12 protein-coding genes are annotated in these 15,599 nt (G+C 57.6%); all 12 read right to left on the reverse strand.

Features of this window, described 5'->3' with window-relative positions; translation table 11 throughout:
* Window positions 1-79: 79 nt before the first annotated feature.
* Window positions 80-1,096: an MraY family glycosyltransferase gene (locus BLT55_RS13940; RefSeq protein ID WP_054079640.1), complete on the reverse strand. Its 1,017-nt coding sequence runs from the start codon at window positions 1,094-1,096 to the stop codon at window positions 80-82.
* Window positions 1,089-2,093 (reverse strand): UDP-glucose 4-epimerase family protein, encoded by a 1,005-nt coding sequence (locus tag BLT55_RS13945; RefSeq protein WP_054999569.1) that lies wholly within the window; start codon window positions 2,091-2,093, stop codon window positions 1,089-1,091. Before BLT55_RS13945 ends, BLT55_RS13940 begins: the two co-directional genes overlap by 8 nt.
* A gap of 201 nt (window positions 2,094-2,294) precedes the next feature.
* Window positions 2,295-3,722: an MBL fold metallo-hydrolase gene (locus BLT55_RS13950; RefSeq protein ID WP_054999568.1), complete on the reverse strand. Its 1,428-nt coding sequence runs from the start codon at window positions 3,720-3,722 to the stop codon at window positions 2,295-2,297.
* Between the two features lie 385 nt (window positions 3,723-4,107).
* Window positions 4,108-5,085, reverse strand: coding sequence for an IS5 family transposase (locus BLT55_RS13955; RefSeq protein WP_007247761.1), 978 nt, complete (start codon window positions 5,083-5,085; stop codon window positions 4,108-4,110).
* A 254-nt stretch (window positions 5,086-5,339) separates the two neighbouring features.
* Entirely contained in the window at window positions 5,340-5,582 is a 243-nt protein-coding gene (locus BLT55_RS13960) for a lipopolysaccharide assembly protein LapA domain-containing protein (RefSeq protein WP_054079639.1), read from the reverse strand.
* A 24-nt stretch (window positions 5,583-5,606) separates the two neighbouring features.
* The gene (gene ihfB / locus BLT55_RS13965; RefSeq protein ID WP_003218804.1) at window positions 5,607-5,903 is read right to left on the reverse strand and encodes an integration host factor subunit beta; all 297 of its coding nucleotides are present in this window, start codon (window positions 5,901-5,903) and stop codon (window positions 5,607-5,609) included.
* 215 nt (window positions 5,904-6,118) lie between these two features.
* The gene (gene rpsA / locus BLT55_RS13970; RefSeq protein WP_002554562.1) at window positions 6,119-7,810 is read right to left on the reverse strand and encodes a 30S ribosomal protein S1; all 1,692 of its coding nucleotides are present in this window, start codon (window positions 7,808-7,810) and stop codon (window positions 6,119-6,121) included.
* Between the two features lie 121 nt (window positions 7,811-7,931).
* Entirely contained in the window at window positions 7,932-8,621 is a 690-nt protein-coding gene (cmk, locus tag BLT55_RS13975) for a (d)CMP kinase (protein WP_055000932.1), read from the reverse strand.
* Entirely contained in the window at window positions 8,618-10,222 is a 1,605-nt protein-coding gene (locus BLT55_RS13980; protein WP_055000931.1) for a prephenate dehydrogenase/arogenate dehydrogenase family protein, read from the reverse strand. The genes cmk and BLT55_RS13980 overlap by 4 nt, the downstream gene beginning before the upstream one ends.
* 57 nt (window positions 10,223-10,279) lie before the next feature.
* Window positions 10,280-11,374 (reverse strand): prephenate dehydratase, encoded by a 1,095-nt coding sequence (pheA, locus tag BLT55_RS13985; protein ID WP_007251444.1) that lies wholly within the window; start codon window positions 11,372-11,374, stop codon window positions 10,280-10,282.
* Window positions 11,374-12,459 carry a 3-phosphoserine/phosphohydroxythreonine transaminase gene (serC, locus tag BLT55_RS13990; protein ID WP_055000930.1) on the reverse strand — a complete coding sequence of 362 codons (1,086 nt, stop codon included), beginning with the start codon at window positions 12,457-12,459 and terminating at the stop codon, window positions 11,374-11,376. The genes pheA and serC overlap by 1 nt, the downstream gene beginning before the upstream one ends.
* Before the next feature lie 183 nt (window positions 12,460-12,642).
* Entirely contained in the window at window positions 12,643-15,429 is a 2,787-nt protein-coding gene (gene gyrA, locus BLT55_RS13995) for a DNA gyrase subunit A (RefSeq protein ID WP_007251446.1), read from the reverse strand.
* Window positions 15,430-15,599 lie beyond the last annotated feature (170 nt).

Raw genomic sequence — 15,599 nt, forward strand, 5'->3', positions numbered from 1 at the left:
TTGTGCACTGACTGAAACACCACTCAAACCGGGAACTGTGAAACATCTACGTGTCTGAGACAACCAGAAAATCGCTTCGTTACATCCTTTCTGCCCCGCCAGCACTGAACCTCAATGCCAGCAAAACAAGGGGTATATAGGCAATGGCCGTCCATATCAGCCCATCTCCCCCCTTCAAAGCCACCCACATCGCCACGGGCAGCAACCAGAACAGATTGATCAGGCCGACAGCCAGAGTGACAGGCAAATGCTTGCCGTAGCGCCGTGAAGCAAACTGATAGGCATGGCTTCGATGGGCTTCATAGACCTTTTCCCCGCGCAGCAGACGACGACCAAGCGTCACGGTAGCATCGACGATAAAGACACCCAGCAGAATCAACCACGACCAGAATAGCTGAGATGACGCCCAGGACGCCTGAACGGATAGCACACCCAGGACCAGCCCGAGAAACCCACTGCCGGCATCCCCCATGAATATTCGCGCAGGCGGGAAATTCCAGTAAAGAAAACCGGCGACCGCCGCAGCCAGAAGCAAAGGGCTCCACGCCAGCCCGGCGAAACCGGCCAGAACGTAAATCAGACTCATGCCTGCACATACGGTGACGGCTTCTACGCTGGCGATACCGTCGATACCGTCCATGAAGTTGTACAGGTTCAGCATCCACACCAGATAGAACGCTGCGAGAATCTGTCCGACCAGGCCGGGTGCAAAAGTCCATCCCATGATATTCAGCGGCGCCAACCCGCCCAGCCAGGCGAGCGCCCACCCAGCAGCAACGAAATGCCCCAGCAGACGCCAGCGTGCAGCGATGTGACCATGATCGTCCATGAAGCCGATCAATGCGACAAGACCTGCCGACCCGACGATGGCGACCAGTGTCGCTGTCGATACCTGACCGGCCCAGGCGAGCATCGATATCGCCAGCAAAAAGGCAACGACAATCGAAACACCGCCGCCTCGTGGCGTGGGTATCGAATGCGAGCTACGCGCGTTGGGGAGGTCGATCAGACTTTTGGCCAAGGCATACTTGCGCAACAACGACGTTAAAATCAGAGACAGAAGCGCAATAGCGATTACTGACAGCCACTCAATCATGCTTATCATGTTCCAGCTGTTCATACCGTGGCTTTTCATACCTTGAATAATATCGAGCAGTATCCCGCATGGCGTCCTCGATACTCACCGGCGGACGCCAGTTCAGCATCGTACAGGTTTTACTGATATCGACCTGCAAAGAGCTGCACAACCGCTGCGAAAACGCTCTTTTCCCCAGCAGCGCCGCTGCGCCCTTCAAGACTCCCGCAGGCACTGGCAACAATCGGGCAGGCCTGCCAAGCGCGTTGCCCATCGCTTGCAGCAACCGGGTCGTTGATACATCGTCCCCATCACTGACCAGAAAGGTCTGATTCGCCGCAGCAGGGTGATGGACGCAGACCAGGATCAGATCAGCAAGGTTGTCTACTGCCACCAGACTTCGGCGATTGTGGATCGCACCCAGCGGTAACGGTATGCCTCTGTCGAGCCAGCGCATCATGTTCATAAAGTTGGCTTTCACACCCGGGCCGTAAACCAGAACCGGGCGAATGATCACCACCTGCATGCCCGTGCGGGCCGCCAGCTCACGCAGTCCTTCCTCGGCTTTTTGCTTGGAGACGCCATAAGCATCCAGTGGCTTACAGGGGTCATCGGCCCGAAAAGGCGCATCCGGCAGCGTTAGCTCTCCATTGGCCTTGATAGAACTCAGAAATATGAAACGCCTTACGCCCGCCGCCGCAGCCTGTTCTGCAAGGTTGAGCGTGGCGGCGACGTTGACCTGAAAATACTCCTGATCCGGCTCGGCTGCATGCTCGTTCACTACATGCACACGGGCGGCGCAATGGATAACCACATCAGCGCCGGTTACAAAAGATCCCCATTGGTTATCCGCCGCAAGTGAGCTCACTTGCACACTTTCGACGCGATCCGCAGGAGACGTATATGCACCCCTGACAGCAACCAGGACTGAATGGTCAGTCTTGTCGAGCAAGTGGCGAACTACCGCGCGCCCAACAAAACCCGTCGCACCTGTTATCGCAACCAATGCAACACTCATGCAGAAGCGCCTTCAAATCAATCAAATATTCCTCATATAACGCTTTTTGACAACTAAAATATTTTCTATCTATCCGACAACTTTTTTGGACACACAGGCTTCTCCATCGTAAGGATCTTATATAGACACTCGGCAAACCGGGATTCAACTGTCGCCGTTGAAGCGACTCATGTTAAAGAGCCACTTCAACGGCATTGGTTGTCAGGGAATGATCAGATCCACGATGCGCTTTTCAAGCATATACTTGCGCGCCAGAACACTTCCCAACGCCTTCTTCGCCCCGGCCTCGCCGAGCACCAGGCGGATCTGCCCTGGCCATTCGCTCATGCCGGTCACGAACGCGACCAGGCCTGCCTGATCGGCATGAGCAGAATAGCCCTTGACCGTATGGACACCGGCACGAATGTCATAACGCTCGCGATCAAGCTCCACGTAGCCACCCAGCGTACCGTGAGCCTGAATGGCAGCGCCAGGTGTTTCCTTGCCCTGATAACCGACAAACACCACGTTATGCCGACTGTCGCCCAGCATGGCTTTCAGGTAGTTGACGATCCTGCCTCCGGCACACATACCGTTACCGGCAATAACGATAGCGGGACGCGCAGTGCTGGCGAGGTAATTGACAGTACGGATGTGCTCTTCATGCGTGTCGACAGTGACCAGTTGAGCAAAGCCCAAGGGTGCCCTGCCCTCGTCGATGCGTTCACGAGCATCGTCATCCCAGTAGTCTTCGAAAGACTGATAGACCCCGGTAAAGCGCTTCGCCAACGGTGAATCAAGGATGACTGGCAACCGCGACCAGTCCGCCGGGGCTGCGTCACCAACGCTCTTGGTGGAAGTAGCCAATAGCGCCTTGCGACGTAGAATGTCTTCGAGTTCGTAGAGCAGTTCCTGAGTGCGCCCGATGCTGAACGCCGGTATCAGAACGGTACCCTGATCTTCCAGCGCCTTGTCGATGATTTGCTCGAGGGTTTGCTGACGAATGCCACGATCCTCGTGGAGACGGTCACCGTAGGTGCTTTCCAGGATCAGGATATCAGCGCGCTCGGGTGGCTTGGGGGCCGGCAGAAAAGGCGTCTCGCTCGCACCCAGGTCGCCGGAAAAAACCACGCGCACAGAACGCTCTTCCAGCGGATAGTACAAATCGCATTCCACGTAAGCCGAACCCAGGATATGCCCCGCGCGCTGCAGCCGCACCTTGCATCGCAGCGCCTCGTTATCGACCAGACTGAACCAGTTGTCGAATGGCAAGGCGATAATGCGCTTGTTGATATCCTTCAAGGTTTGCCCGGCCAGCAGCGGATCATGCGCCAACTGGTTTTTAAGGATGTCTTCCATGACAAGCGGCAGCAGGTGGGCACTGGGCTCACTGCACAGAATAGGCCCCGTGTAGCCCGAAGCCAGCAGCTCGGGAATACGCCCGACATGGTCATTGTGTACGTGAGTGATCAGCAGCGCGCTGATCGACTCGGGGACGAATGTGAATGAGCTGGCCCCTGCCTGCCCGGTTCGTTCCTGTACCGAGCCGCAATCGATCAACAGGTTGCTAAACGCATCCATGCACAGCTGATGACTCGAGCCCGTAACCGTATCGATTGCGCCATGATGAATGATATCCGGATAATACATGCCGTTCCCTTAATTCGCCGATCTGGAGTTGTCGCCTGGCACTTTCCACCATCAGGCCCGGAGCGCATGTTTCGATACATTTCAGGCTCGAAATGCTTGCTTTCCAGATCTGACAAAAGACAGTTGAAACCAGCGCAATCAACATTGCGAAAAGAATATAACCGGAGTGATCTTTAAAATGGCGACACCAGTTTAAAAAGCGAACATTCCTACACAAAAAGGTAATTACTATTCAACTAAGGAGACGCTGAACAATTAACCCGTTCGCACCGTCCCCATTTCCAAGCCGGTTTTTTTCAACCTGCCGGCCTTATTTTACGTTTCTCGAGCAGATTTCTGCCCTCATTTTGCTGAAAGGCGGGCCAGTCCCGCCTTTCAGACGGATTTATCCTGCCGTCTGTTGTAAATACCGCTTGGCCAGCATCAGATTGGCCAACCCAAACAAACTGAACAACTGCGCTGTATTCTTTTCCAGCCCACGGTAGCGAACCTTGCGATGATTGAAGCGCACCTTGATTACCTGGAAGGGGTGCTCGACCTTGGCACGCAGTTGCGCCTTGGCATATTCAATTTTGCGCTTGACCCGATACAGCACGCTGCCTTCGCCGTGCTGCTTGTAACTGCTTGGCCGTTCTGCAATCGACCAGATAACGTCCCGTTCAGCATGCTCCGGTCGCTTGGCCGCACCGGTGTATCCAGCGTCACCCGAAACATAGGTTTCGTCACCGTGAAGCAACTGGCCAACCTGGGTGACATCCGCCACGTTAGCGGCCGTCCCTACTACGCTGTGCACCAGCCCCGACGTGGCGTCTACACCAATGTGGGCCTTCATCCCAAAGTGCCATTGATTGCCTTTCCTGGCCTGATGCATCTCAGGATCACGCTTGCCTTCTCGGTTCTTGACCGAGGGCGGCGCGGCGATCAGAGTAGCGTCGACGATAGTGCCTTCCTTGAGCAGCAGCCCCCGGCTGGCCAGATGCTGGTTAATCGTTTCAAACAGCAGCCGGGTTAGCTGATGGACTTCCAGCAAGCGGCGAAAACGCAGCAAGGTGGTGGCATCCGGTGCAGACTCGCGACCCAGGTCGATACCCATAAAACCGCGGATGGCCTGGCTGTCGTAGACGGCATCTTCGCAACCTTCATCGGAGAAACCGAAACACTGCTGCACGACGTACATGCGCAACATGCGCGACACCCCTATCGCAGGGCGTCCGCGCTTGCCTGCGGTGTTGCTATAAAACGGCGCCACTTGCGCCTCCAGCAGGGCCCAGGGCACCAACTGTTCAAGGTCAGCCAGGAAGCGATCTCGGCGAGTCTGCTTTTTCTTGCCGGTATATTCGAGTTCGGAGAAGGTCTTCTGCACGCGCGTAACGCTCACGGAGAGGGAGGCTGTTGAAGGAACTTAGTGTGCCAAGGGTGGGGACAGTTGGCTATTTTTGCAGCGCCTCCCTAAGCGGCGAATAACCTTACAAAAGTATAATGTTTTTGGATAATGCCCGGAGACAGGCAGCGCAAGACCCGGTAGCCGCGCTTCAGGCGAGAGTGCCAGAGGAGAGAAAAAAGGGGACGAGGTATCATTTCGCCGGATTTGCATCCGACGAGGCTTGCCGATGCAACTCAGACCGAGCGGGCGGTCGACGTGCGTTTTTTACGCAAGCTGGCTATCCAGGCGAACACCGGACCGATGAGCATACCCAAAAGCAAAGCAAGGACGACGGGCAGCGCCAGCGGAAGATCGGGCGCAGACCAGCCAAAAAAATTCATGGCAACGGACTGCCGGTTTTCAAGCACAAACACCATGGTCGCCAAAGCAACCAGCAACACAGCTACAGACAGAATGACTTTTTTAAAAATACGCATCGGGTGATCCTGTGATTGACGGCGTCAAACGCCCTCTTCTTCGTCCTCGTTGACCCTGTCTCGCAGCTCCTTGCCCGGCTTGAAATGCGGGACAAACTTGCCATCGAGGCTGACCGACTGGCCGGTCTTGGGGTTACGCCCTACTCGCGGTGCCCGATAATGCAGGGAAAAGCTGCCAAACCCGCGAATTTCTATCCGGTCACCGGTGGCCAGGCATTGGGACATTTGTTCAAGCATGGTCTTGATGGCCAGCTCGACATCCTTGGATGAGAGCAGCCCTTGATGGGTGACAATTCGTTCGATCAACTCCGACTTCGTCATATTTTTCCCTTCTTTTTCAAGCAGCTAGATCAGCGCTCCGAAGGTTTTAGCATGACCGGAAGAATTTGAACAGCCCATCTATTGACTTATGTTTAGCATTGCCAACCAGGCATAAACATATTGCAGACAGGTGACGCAGCAACGGGCTCGAAAAGCCTGAACAGCGGGCATGAAAAAGGGCGACCGAAGTCGCCCTTTTTCTGGTCAAGCAGAACTTAGTTCTGTTTTTCCATCTGCGCGCGCAGCAGGTCACCAATGGTGGTAGGACCAGTGCTTTCAGCAACTTCAGGCTTGCTACGCAGGCTCTGGATTGCTTCTTTCTCGTCTTCAACGTCTTTCGACTTGATGGACAAGCTGATTACGCGGCTCTTGCGGTCAACGCTGATGATCTTGGCTTCGATCTCTTCGCCTTCCTTCAGAACGTTACGCGCGTCTTCAACGCGGTCACGGCTGATTTCGGAAGCCTTGAGGGTCGCTTCGATGTCGTCGGCCAAGGTGATGATGGCGCCTTTGGCGTCAACTTCTTTAACGATACCGCGAACGATAGCGCCCTTGTCATTGACAGTGACGTACTCGGAGAACGGATCGCTTTCCAGCTGCTTGATACCCAGCGAGATGCGCTCACGCTCAGGATCAACCGACAGGATCACAGTGTCGAGCTCGTCGCCCTTCTTGAAGCGACGTACGGCTTCTTCGCCCACTTCGTTCCAAGAGATGTCGGACAGGTGAACCAGACCGTCGATGCCGCCATCCAGACCAATGAAGATACCGAAATCGGTGATCGACTTGATGGTGCCGGAGATTTTATCGCCCTTGTTGAACTGGCCAGAGAAATCTTCCCATGGATTGGATTTGCACTGTTTGATGCCGAGGGAGATACGACGACGCTCTTCGTCGATGTCCAGAACCATGACTTCCACTTCGTCGCCAACCTGAACGACTTTCGACGGGTGGATGTTCTTGTTGGTCCAGTCCATTTCGGAAACGTGTACCAAGCCTTCCACGCCCTCTTCCAGCTCTGCGAAGCAGCCGTAGTCGGTCAGGTTGGTAACACGCGCGGTAACGCGGGTGCTTTCCGGGTAACGAGCCTTGATAGCAACCCATGGGTCTTCACCCAGTTGCTTCAGACCCAGGGAAACACGATTGCGCTCGCGATCGTACTTCAGAACCTTTACATCGATCTCATCGCCAACGTTGACGATTTCCGATGGATGCTTGATACGCTTCCAGGCCATGTCGGTGATGTGCAGCAGGCCATCGACGCCACCCAGATCGACGAATGCGCCGTAATCGGTGAGGTTCTTGACGATACCTTTGACTTGCTGACCTTCCTGCAGGGACTCGAGCAGAGCTTCGCGCTCGGCACTGTTCTCGGCTTCCAGGACACTGCGACGGGAAACGACAACGTTGTTGCGCTTCTGGTCCAGCTTGATGACCTTGAACTCGAGCTCTTTGCCTTCCAGGTGAGTCGTGTCACGCACAGGGCGGACGTCAACCAGAGAACCAGGCAGGAACGCACGGATGCCGTTAACGTCGACAGTGAAGCCGCCTTTAACCTTACCGTTGATAACGCCCTTGACCACTTCTTCAGCTGCGAAAGCCGCTTCCAGAACGATCCAGCACTCGGCACGCTTGGCTTTTTCGCGGGACAGCTTGGTTTCGCCAAAGCCATCTTCGACCGCGTCCAGCGCAACGTGAACTTCATCACCGATCTTGATGGTCAGCTCGCCAGCGTCGTTGTGAAACTGTTCCAGCGGGATGAGGCCTTCAGATTTCAGACCGGCGTGAACCGTAACCCAACCTGCCTGGTAGTCGATATCCACGATGATCGCGGTGATGATCGAACCGGCCTGAAGGTTGAGGGTCTTTAGGCTTTCTTCAAAAAGTTCTGCAAAGCTTTCGCTCATTTTAATTCCTGTTGATCAAGGGCGAAGGATACGCCCATCTGCCACGCTCCAGACAACGTGGGTTTCGTTCAAGTAAAAGAAAGCCTGCGGGACTATGACTGGTCTCCCACATGCTTCTTCGTCACCCGGCAATATCGCGAAGCGCGATTTCGCTCAGAATGCGTTCCAGCACCTGCTCGATGGACAACTCAGTGGAATCCAGCTGTATGGCGTCGTGCGCCGGCTTGAGCGGCGCTACCGCTCGCTGGGTGTCACGCTCGTCGCGTGCACATATCTCATCTAGCAGACTCGACAGACTAACATCATCGCCTTTGGCCTTCAACTGCAAGTAACGGCGGCGCGCACGCTCCTCGGCACTCGCAGTGAGGAAGATTTTCAATGGCGCGTCCGGAAAAACCACCGTTCCCATGTCGCGTCCATCCGCAACCAGCCCCGGCTCTTCCTGGAAGGCGCGCTGGCGCAGCAGCAGGGCGTCGCGCACTGCAGGCAGGGACGCGACTTGCGAAGCGCCGCTGCCGATCTGCTCATTGCGGATCGCCTGCGTCACATCCTCACCCTCGAGAATGATGCGCTGGCCCTGCCCGCCTTTCGTCGCCTCGAACTGAACATCCAGATGAGCGGCAAGCAGTTTGAGCGCTTCTTCATTGGTCAGGTCGACGCCGTGATTGCGGGCGGCGAAGGCCAGCAACCGGTAAAGCGCACCGGAATCAAGCAGGCACCAGCCGAGCCGTCTGGCCAGCAATCCTGCAACCGTGCCTTTTCCGGAACCGCTAGGTCCGTCGATGGTAATAACGGGGGGTTTGATCTTCACTTTTTGTCCTCTTGCGCTACACGCATACCGACTTGAGCGCACAGCGCCAGAAAATGGGGAAATACTGTGGCGGCATCCGCGCAATCGTGAACACGGATGGGCGCCGAAGCCCGTAATGATGCCACTCGAAATGCCATGACCACACGCGGGTCGCCGCGAGCATCGATCTCGCCACCACCCGGCATACCGCCTTGAATAATGATGCCATCCAGCACCTGCTCGACATCGATGCCAAGGGCCAGCAGACCGTCGGCCATCAATTTGACGCACTCTGCCTCTTCAGCCTGCAACGCTTGCGCTCCGCGCAGAATGGTACGCCCTTCTGCGAACGCTGCGGCAACCAGCAGCACGGGAAACATGTCCAGTGCAATCGGCACCAGCGCCTCTGGAATATCCGCGCCCTTCAAACGAGCCGAACGCACATGCACATCGGCCAATGATTCACCCGCCCGTTCGCGGACGTTTTGCAGCACGATATCCGCCCCCATGAGGCGCAGAATATCGACGGCACCCGCACAGGCAGCGCTGATACCGACATCGTCGAGAAGCAGGTCGCAGCCATCGCTGATCGACACTGCGACCATGAAAAACACTGCCGAAGCCACATCGACCGGCCCTTTGATTGCATGGCTGACGCCCTCTCCGGCGCGAACCCGGGCAACCGGACCGTCCACAGCAGTGGTTTCGACCCGGGCGCGACTGGCAAGAATCCGACCGAAATGTTCGCGTGCAGCCCTGGCGCGGGTAAACACCTCCAGCAATTGCGGACCATCGCCTGCGTCTACGGCATCGCGCAAGGCGTCCAGATCGCTGCGGAACGTGTCCAGCGTGCGCAATACCGCCTCGCGATTAGCCATGAAGATGTCGTGCCACATGGTCGGGTCGCTGCCTGCAATCCGCGTGAAATCACGAAAGCCGCCAGCGGCGTACCTGAATATTTCGAGGTTCTCGTTACGTTTGGCCAGCGAATCGACCAGGCCGAAGGCCAGCAAATGCGGCAGATGGCTGGTGGCAGCCAGCACTTCGTCGTGACGCTCGACCTGCATCTGCTCGACATCGGCACCCAGCGCAGCCCATAGCTGGTGGACAATAGCCACAGCGTGAGGGTCGGTTTCGGGCAGCGGTGTCAAAATCACCTTGTGACGCCGGAACAACGCGGCATTGGACGCTTCCACCCCGCTCTGCTCGGACCCGGCAATCGGATGCCCAGGCACGAAACGCGGCATCACGTCGCCGAACGCCAGGCGGGCCGCGCGGACCACATTGCCTTTGGCACTGCCGACATCGGTCAGAATCGCATTGCCCAGATCCATGGACGCCAGCAGTCCGAGGAGTTTTTCCATCGCCAGGATCGGGACTGCCAGCTGAATCACATCGGCACCGCTGCACGCGACAGCAAGGTTCGCTTCACAACGATCCACAACGCCCAGTTCTACTGCCAGCGCACGTGACCGCGGATCAAGATCGACGCCGACCACTTCACGGCACAGACCGCTTTCGCGAACGCCTTTGGCAAAAGACCCGCCGATCAGCCCAAGCCCCACCACCACCAGACGGCAGATAACGGGCCGGGCCGGTAGCCCTGAAATCATTTCAACCACGCGCACGCACCTGATAACCCGGCAGGTCAGAAAAGGAATCGCTCATCAATGCCCCCTTCACAGGACTGCTTTGGGGTAAGAACCCAGCACCTTCAAGGCAACGGCTTCATGGCTGATCTTCTCCAGCACGGCCTTGACCAGCGGATCCTGATGATGGCCGACGAAGTCGATGAAGAACACGTAGGTCCATTTACCGCTGCGCGACGGACGAGTCTCGATACGCGTCAGGTCCAGGCCACTTTCGTGGAAGGGCACCAGCAGTTCATGAAGCGCGCCCGGCTTGTTGCTCATCGAGACAATGATCGACGTTTTATCATCACCGGTGGGCGGGACTTCCTGATTGCCAATGATAAGGAAGCGCGTGGAGTTGTCCGGGCGGTCTTCGATTTTTTCTGCCAGACGGGTCAGGCCATAGAGCCCCGCCGCCATGTCACCGGCAATGGCCGCCGAGTTCCACTCGCCCTTGACCCGCTTGGCAGCCTCGGCGTTGCTGGCCACCGCAACCCGCTCGACATTCGGGTAGTGCGCATCCAGCCACTTGCGGCACTGGGCCAGCGACTGGGCGTGGGAGTAAATACGCGAAATACTTTGCGTTTTGGTGCTTTCGCCCACCAGCAAGTGGTGGTGAATACGCAGCTCGACTTCGCCGCAGATCACCATGTCGTGTTCGAGAAAGCTGTCCAGCGTGTGATTGACCGCGCCTTCGGTGGAGTTTTCCACCGGGACCACGCCAAAATTCACTGCACCGGCAACCACTTCACGGAACACTTCGTCGATCGCCGCCATCGGCAGACTGATGACCGCATGCCCGAAATGCTTCATGGCCGCCGCTTGGGTAAACGTGCCTTCAGGGCCGAGGTAAGCCACCTTGAGCGGTTGTTCGAGCGCCAGGCAGGAAGACATGATCTCGCGGAACAGCCGTGCCATTTCTTCGTTGCTCAACGGACCACGGTTACGCTCCATGACCCGCTTGAGGACCGCCGCTTCACGCTCCGGGCGATAGAAAACCGGCACTTCGCCCTCGGCCAGCGAGGACATTTTTACGCGGGCCACTTCCTGAGCGCAGCGGGCGCGCTCGCTGATCAGTTCAAGGACCTTTTCATCGAGGCTGTCGATACGGACGCGAAGCGCCTTGAGTTCTTGCTCGGACATCAGCCGTGCTCCTTCTCGAAGTCTTTCATGTAGGTCAACAACGCGTTGACCGCGTTGAGATCGACCGCATTATAGATGGACGCGCGCATGCCACCGACCGAGCGGTGCCCTTTCAGATTGAGCAGGCCATTCGCATCGGCACCCGCCAGAAACGGCTTGTCGAGGCGGTCGTCGGCCAGACGGAACGGGACGTTCATCCACGAGCGGTCGGGCTTGTTGATCGGGTTGCTGTACAGCCCGCTGGCGTCGATGAAGTCATACAGCGTGCGCTGCTTGATGTCATTCAGTTTGCCGATGGCCTCGACGCCGCCCTGCTCCTTGAGCCATTCGAAGACCAGCCCGGACAGGTACCAGGCCAGCGTCGGTGGCGTGTTGTACATCGAGCCGTTGTCGGCCGCGACCTTGTAATTGAGCATGGTCGGGCACAGCGAACGCGCGCGACCCAGCAGGTCCTCGCGAATGATCACCACCACGATGCCGCTCGGGCCGATGTTCTTCTGGGCACCGGCATAGATCATCCCGAAACGCGAGATGTCCACCGGACGCGAGAGAATGTCCGAAGACATGTCGGCCACCAACGGCACGTCACCGGCTTCCGGTATCCAGTTGAATTCCAGGCCGCCAATGGTTTCGTTTGGTGCGTAGTGAACGTAGGCAGCGTCGCTGGACAGTTGCCACTCGTTCTGGCCGGGAATGGCGAAGTAATCGTAGGCCTTGGCGCTGGCTGCGACGTTGACCGTGCCATAGCGCGAGGCTTCCTCGATTGCCTTCTGCGACCAGATGCCGGTATCGATGTAATCAGCCTTGCCGTCTTCGGGCAGCAGGTTAAGCGCGATTTGCGCGAACTGCTGGCTGGCGCCACCTTGCAGGAACAGCACTTTGTAATTGGAGGGAATGGACAGCAGGTCGCGAAAATCCTGCTCGGCCTTGGTGGCGATGGAGACGAATTCGTCACTGCGGTGGCTCATCTCCATGACAGACAGGCCTTTGCCATGCCAGTCGAGGAGCTCCGCCTGGGCACGCAGCAGAACAGCTTCAGGAAGCGCAGCAGGACCTGCGCAGAAGTTAAAGGCTCGCTTGCTCATATCCACTCTCGTCAAATACGTTGGGGCTGTACGTGCTTGTTTCTGGATGCTGCATCACGAGCTGAAAGCTCGTTACGGGAATTCTGATCCACTCAGGCTGGCCTAATGCCGCAAGGGCTGGACTTGCCTGCGATGCGGTTGCAATCACAGACGAGCCAGCCCTTACCTGATTTACGTTACAACTCAGTTCTGAGGTTCGTCTTCGTCCGGTGCCGCGTCCAACTGCAGATCTTCACCTGCGTCATCCGCTTGCGCGTCGGCAACGTCGGCAATCCCACCGTCGACAGCCTCTTCACCCTCAAGCTCTTCGCCCTCGACTTCCGATGGCTCCTGAACGCGCTCCAGACCGACCAGTTTCTCGTCGCTGGCCAGCTTGATCAGGGTCACACCCTGGGTGTTACGGCCCAGGCTGGAGACTTCGCCGACGCGAGTACGAACCAGCGTGCCCTGGTCGGAAATCAGCATGATTTCCTCGCCATCGAGCACCTGAACTGCACCGACCAGACGGCCGTTACGCTCGTTGCTGACCATGGCGATAACGCCCTGACCGCCACGCTTGTACTCGGGGAACTCGGAAATCGCCGTACGCTTGCCATATCCGCGCTCGGACGCGGTCAGAATCTGGCTCCCTTCTTCCGGGATCAGCATCGAAATCAGCTTCTGACCTTCCGGCAGACGCATACCGCGCACACCGCGAGCGGTACGGCCCATGGCGCGAACGTCGGATTCCTTGAAGCGGGTGACCTTGCCACCGTCGGAGAACAGCATGATTTCCTGCTCGCCATCGGTGATGGCTGCGGAAATCAGGATGTCGCCTTCGTCCAGCTCCAGCGCGATCAGACCGACGCTACGCTGACGGCTGAAGGCCACCAGCGGGGTCTTCTTGACGGTACCGTTGGCAGTGGACATGAAGATGAACGGTGCCTTCTTCTTGTCAGCAGCCTTGATGCGCGCCTTGCGCTCTTCTTCGGTCTCGCTGCTGTTTTCAGCATCGTCCAGCTCGCCTTCGAGGGCTTCGCCTTCTTCGTCGGCACGCTTGCGCATGGCTTCGAGGTCGACCGGCAGCATGGTGGTGATGTATTCACCTTCGCTCAGCGGCAGCAGGTTGACCAGCGGGCGACCACGGGCCGCACGGGACGCTTCCGGAATCTCGTAGGTCTTGAGCCAGTACACTTTGCCCTTGCTGGAGAACATCAGCAGCGTGGTATGGCTGTTGGCAACCAGCAGGTGAGCGATGTAATCCTCATCCTTGATGCCGGTGGCCGACTTGCCCTTGCCGCCACGGCGCTGCGCCTGATAGACCGCCAGTGGCTGGGTCTTGGCGTAGCCACCATGGGAAATGGTGACGACACGCTCTTCTTCGGTGATCAGATCACCCAGGGTCAGGTCCAGGCGCGCATCGAGAATCTCGGTGCGGCGGGCATCGCCGTATTCGGAGCGGATCAGTTCGAGCTCTTCGCGGATCACTTCCATCAGGCGCGTGGCGCTGTTCAGGATGCGGATCAGTTCGCCGATCTGGGTCAGGATTTCCTGATATTCGCCCAGCAGCTTTTCGTGCTCCAGACCGGTCAGGCGATGCAGACGCAGTTCCAGAATGGCCTGGGCCTGTTCCGGTGACAGGAAATACTTGCCATCACGCAGACCGTATTGCGGATCGAGGTTCTCCGGGCGGCAGGAATCGGCACCGGCACGCTCGACCATCTCGACCACCGCGCTCGATTCCCAAGGCGTCTTGATCAGCCCTTCCTTGGCTTCGGCAGGTGTCGGCGAAGCTTTGATCAGCGCGATGACCGGGTCGATGTTGGACAGCGCCACCGCCTGACCTTCAAGGATGTGACCACGCTCACGCGCCTTGCGCAGTTCGAACACAGTACGACGGGTGACCACCTCGCGACGGTGACGGACGAACGCTTCCAGCAGATCCTTGAGGTTCAGGATGCGTGGACGGCCGTCGATCAGGGCAACGATGTTGATGCCGAAAACGCTTTGCAGCTGGGTCTGGGCGTAAAGGTTGTTCAGAACAACCTCAGGCACTTCGCCACGACGCAGCTCGATGACCACGCGCATGCCGTCCTTGTCGGACTCGTCGCGCAGCTCGGTGATGCCTTCGAGTTTCTTTTCCTTGACCAGCTCGGCGATCTTCTCGATCAGACGCGCCTTGTTCAACTGGTAAGGCAGCTCGGTAATGACGATCTGCTGGCGACCGCCCACCTTGTCGATGTCTTCGACGATGGAGCGGGCACGCATGTAAATGCGTCCACGGCCGGTGCGGTAGGCTTCGATGATACCGGCGCGACCATTGATGATCGCCGCTGTCGGGAAGTCCGGACCGGGGATGTACTGCATCAGTTCGTCGATCGTCAACTCGGGGTTGTCGATCAGCGCCAGACAGCCGTCGATGACCTCACCGAGGTTGTGCGGCGGAATGTTGGTCGCCATGCCCACGGCGATACCGCTGGAGCCGTTGACCAGCAGGTTGGGAATACGGGTCGGCATGACCGCAGGGATCATTTCCGTGCCGTCGTAGTTCGGCACCCAGTCCACGGTTTCTTTATGCAGGTCGGCCAGCAGTTCGTGGGCCAGCTTGGTCATGCGCACTTCGGTGTATCGCATCGCCGCGGCGTTGTCGCCGTCGACCGAACCGAAGTTGCCCTGGCCGTCTACCAGCAGGTAGCGAAGCGAGAAGGGCTGAGCCATACGAACGATGGTGTCGTACACGGCCGTGTCGCCGTGCGGGTGATACTTACCGATCACGTCACCAACCACACGGGCGGATTTCTTGTACGGCTTGTTCCAGTCGTTACCCAGCTCGCTCATAGCGAACAACACGCGCCGGTGCACGGGCTTCAAGCCGTCGCGCGCATCGGGCAGTGCTCGACCGACGATTACGCTCATTGCGTAGTCGAGGTAGGACTGCTTCAGCTCGTCTTCGATATTGACCGGGAGGATTTCTTTGGCCAGTTCGCCCATGAGAAGCCTGATTCCTTTTTCTGGTGAAACCTCATAAATCCATGCGGGATTCACGAAGCTCGCCGCTGTCAGCATTTGCGGGCAGCGACTTACGACAAATCAACGAGTTATGACATGCAGCTACGCAGGGTGGGCGAGCACTATCAGTGTCCCCGGAAAGCGCCGGATGT

The sequence above is a fragment of the Pseudomonas cannabina genome, assembly GCF_900100365.1.
GTDB lineage: Bacteria > Pseudomonadota > Gammaproteobacteria > Pseudomonadales > Pseudomonadaceae > Aquipseudomonas > Aquipseudomonas cannabina.

Excerpts from the sequence above, each read along its gene's own strand:
- BLT55_RS13950 (WP_054999568.1), bottom strand. The coding sequence starts at position 3,722 with ATGTATTATCCGGATATCATTCATCATGGCGCAATCGATACGGTTACG.
- ihfB (WP_003218804.1), bottom strand. The coding sequence starts at position 5,903 with ATGACGAAGTCGGAGTTGATCGAACGAATTGTCACCCATCAAGGGCTG.
- pheA (WP_007251444.1), bottom strand. The coding sequence starts at position 11,374 with ATGTCCGAGCAAGAACTCAAGGCGCTTCGCGTCCGTATCGACAGCCTC.
- BLT55_RS13945 (WP_054999569.1), bottom strand. The coding sequence starts at position 2,093 with ATGAGTGTTGCATTGGTTGCGATAACAGGTGCGACGGGTTTTGTTGGG.
- BLT55_RS13940 (WP_054079640.1), bottom strand. The coding sequence starts at position 1,096 with ATGATTGAGTGGCTGTCAGTAATCGCTATTGCGCTTCTGTCTCTGATT.
- BLT55_RS13960 (WP_054079639.1), bottom strand. The coding sequence starts at position 5,582 with ATGCGTATTTTTAAAAAAGTCATTCTGTCTGTAGCTGTGTTGCTGGTT.
- rpsA (WP_002554562.1), bottom strand. The coding sequence starts at position 7,810 with ATGAGCGAAAGCTTTGCAGAACTTTTTGAAGAAAGCCTAAAGACCCTC.
- serC (WP_055000930.1), bottom strand. The coding sequence starts at position 12,459 with ATGAGCAAGCGAGCCTTTAACTTCTGCGCAGGTCCTGCTGCGCTTCCT.
- gyrA (WP_007251446.1), bottom strand. The coding sequence starts at position 15,429 with ATGGGCGAACTGGCCAAAGAAATCCTCCCGGTCAATATCGAAGACGAG.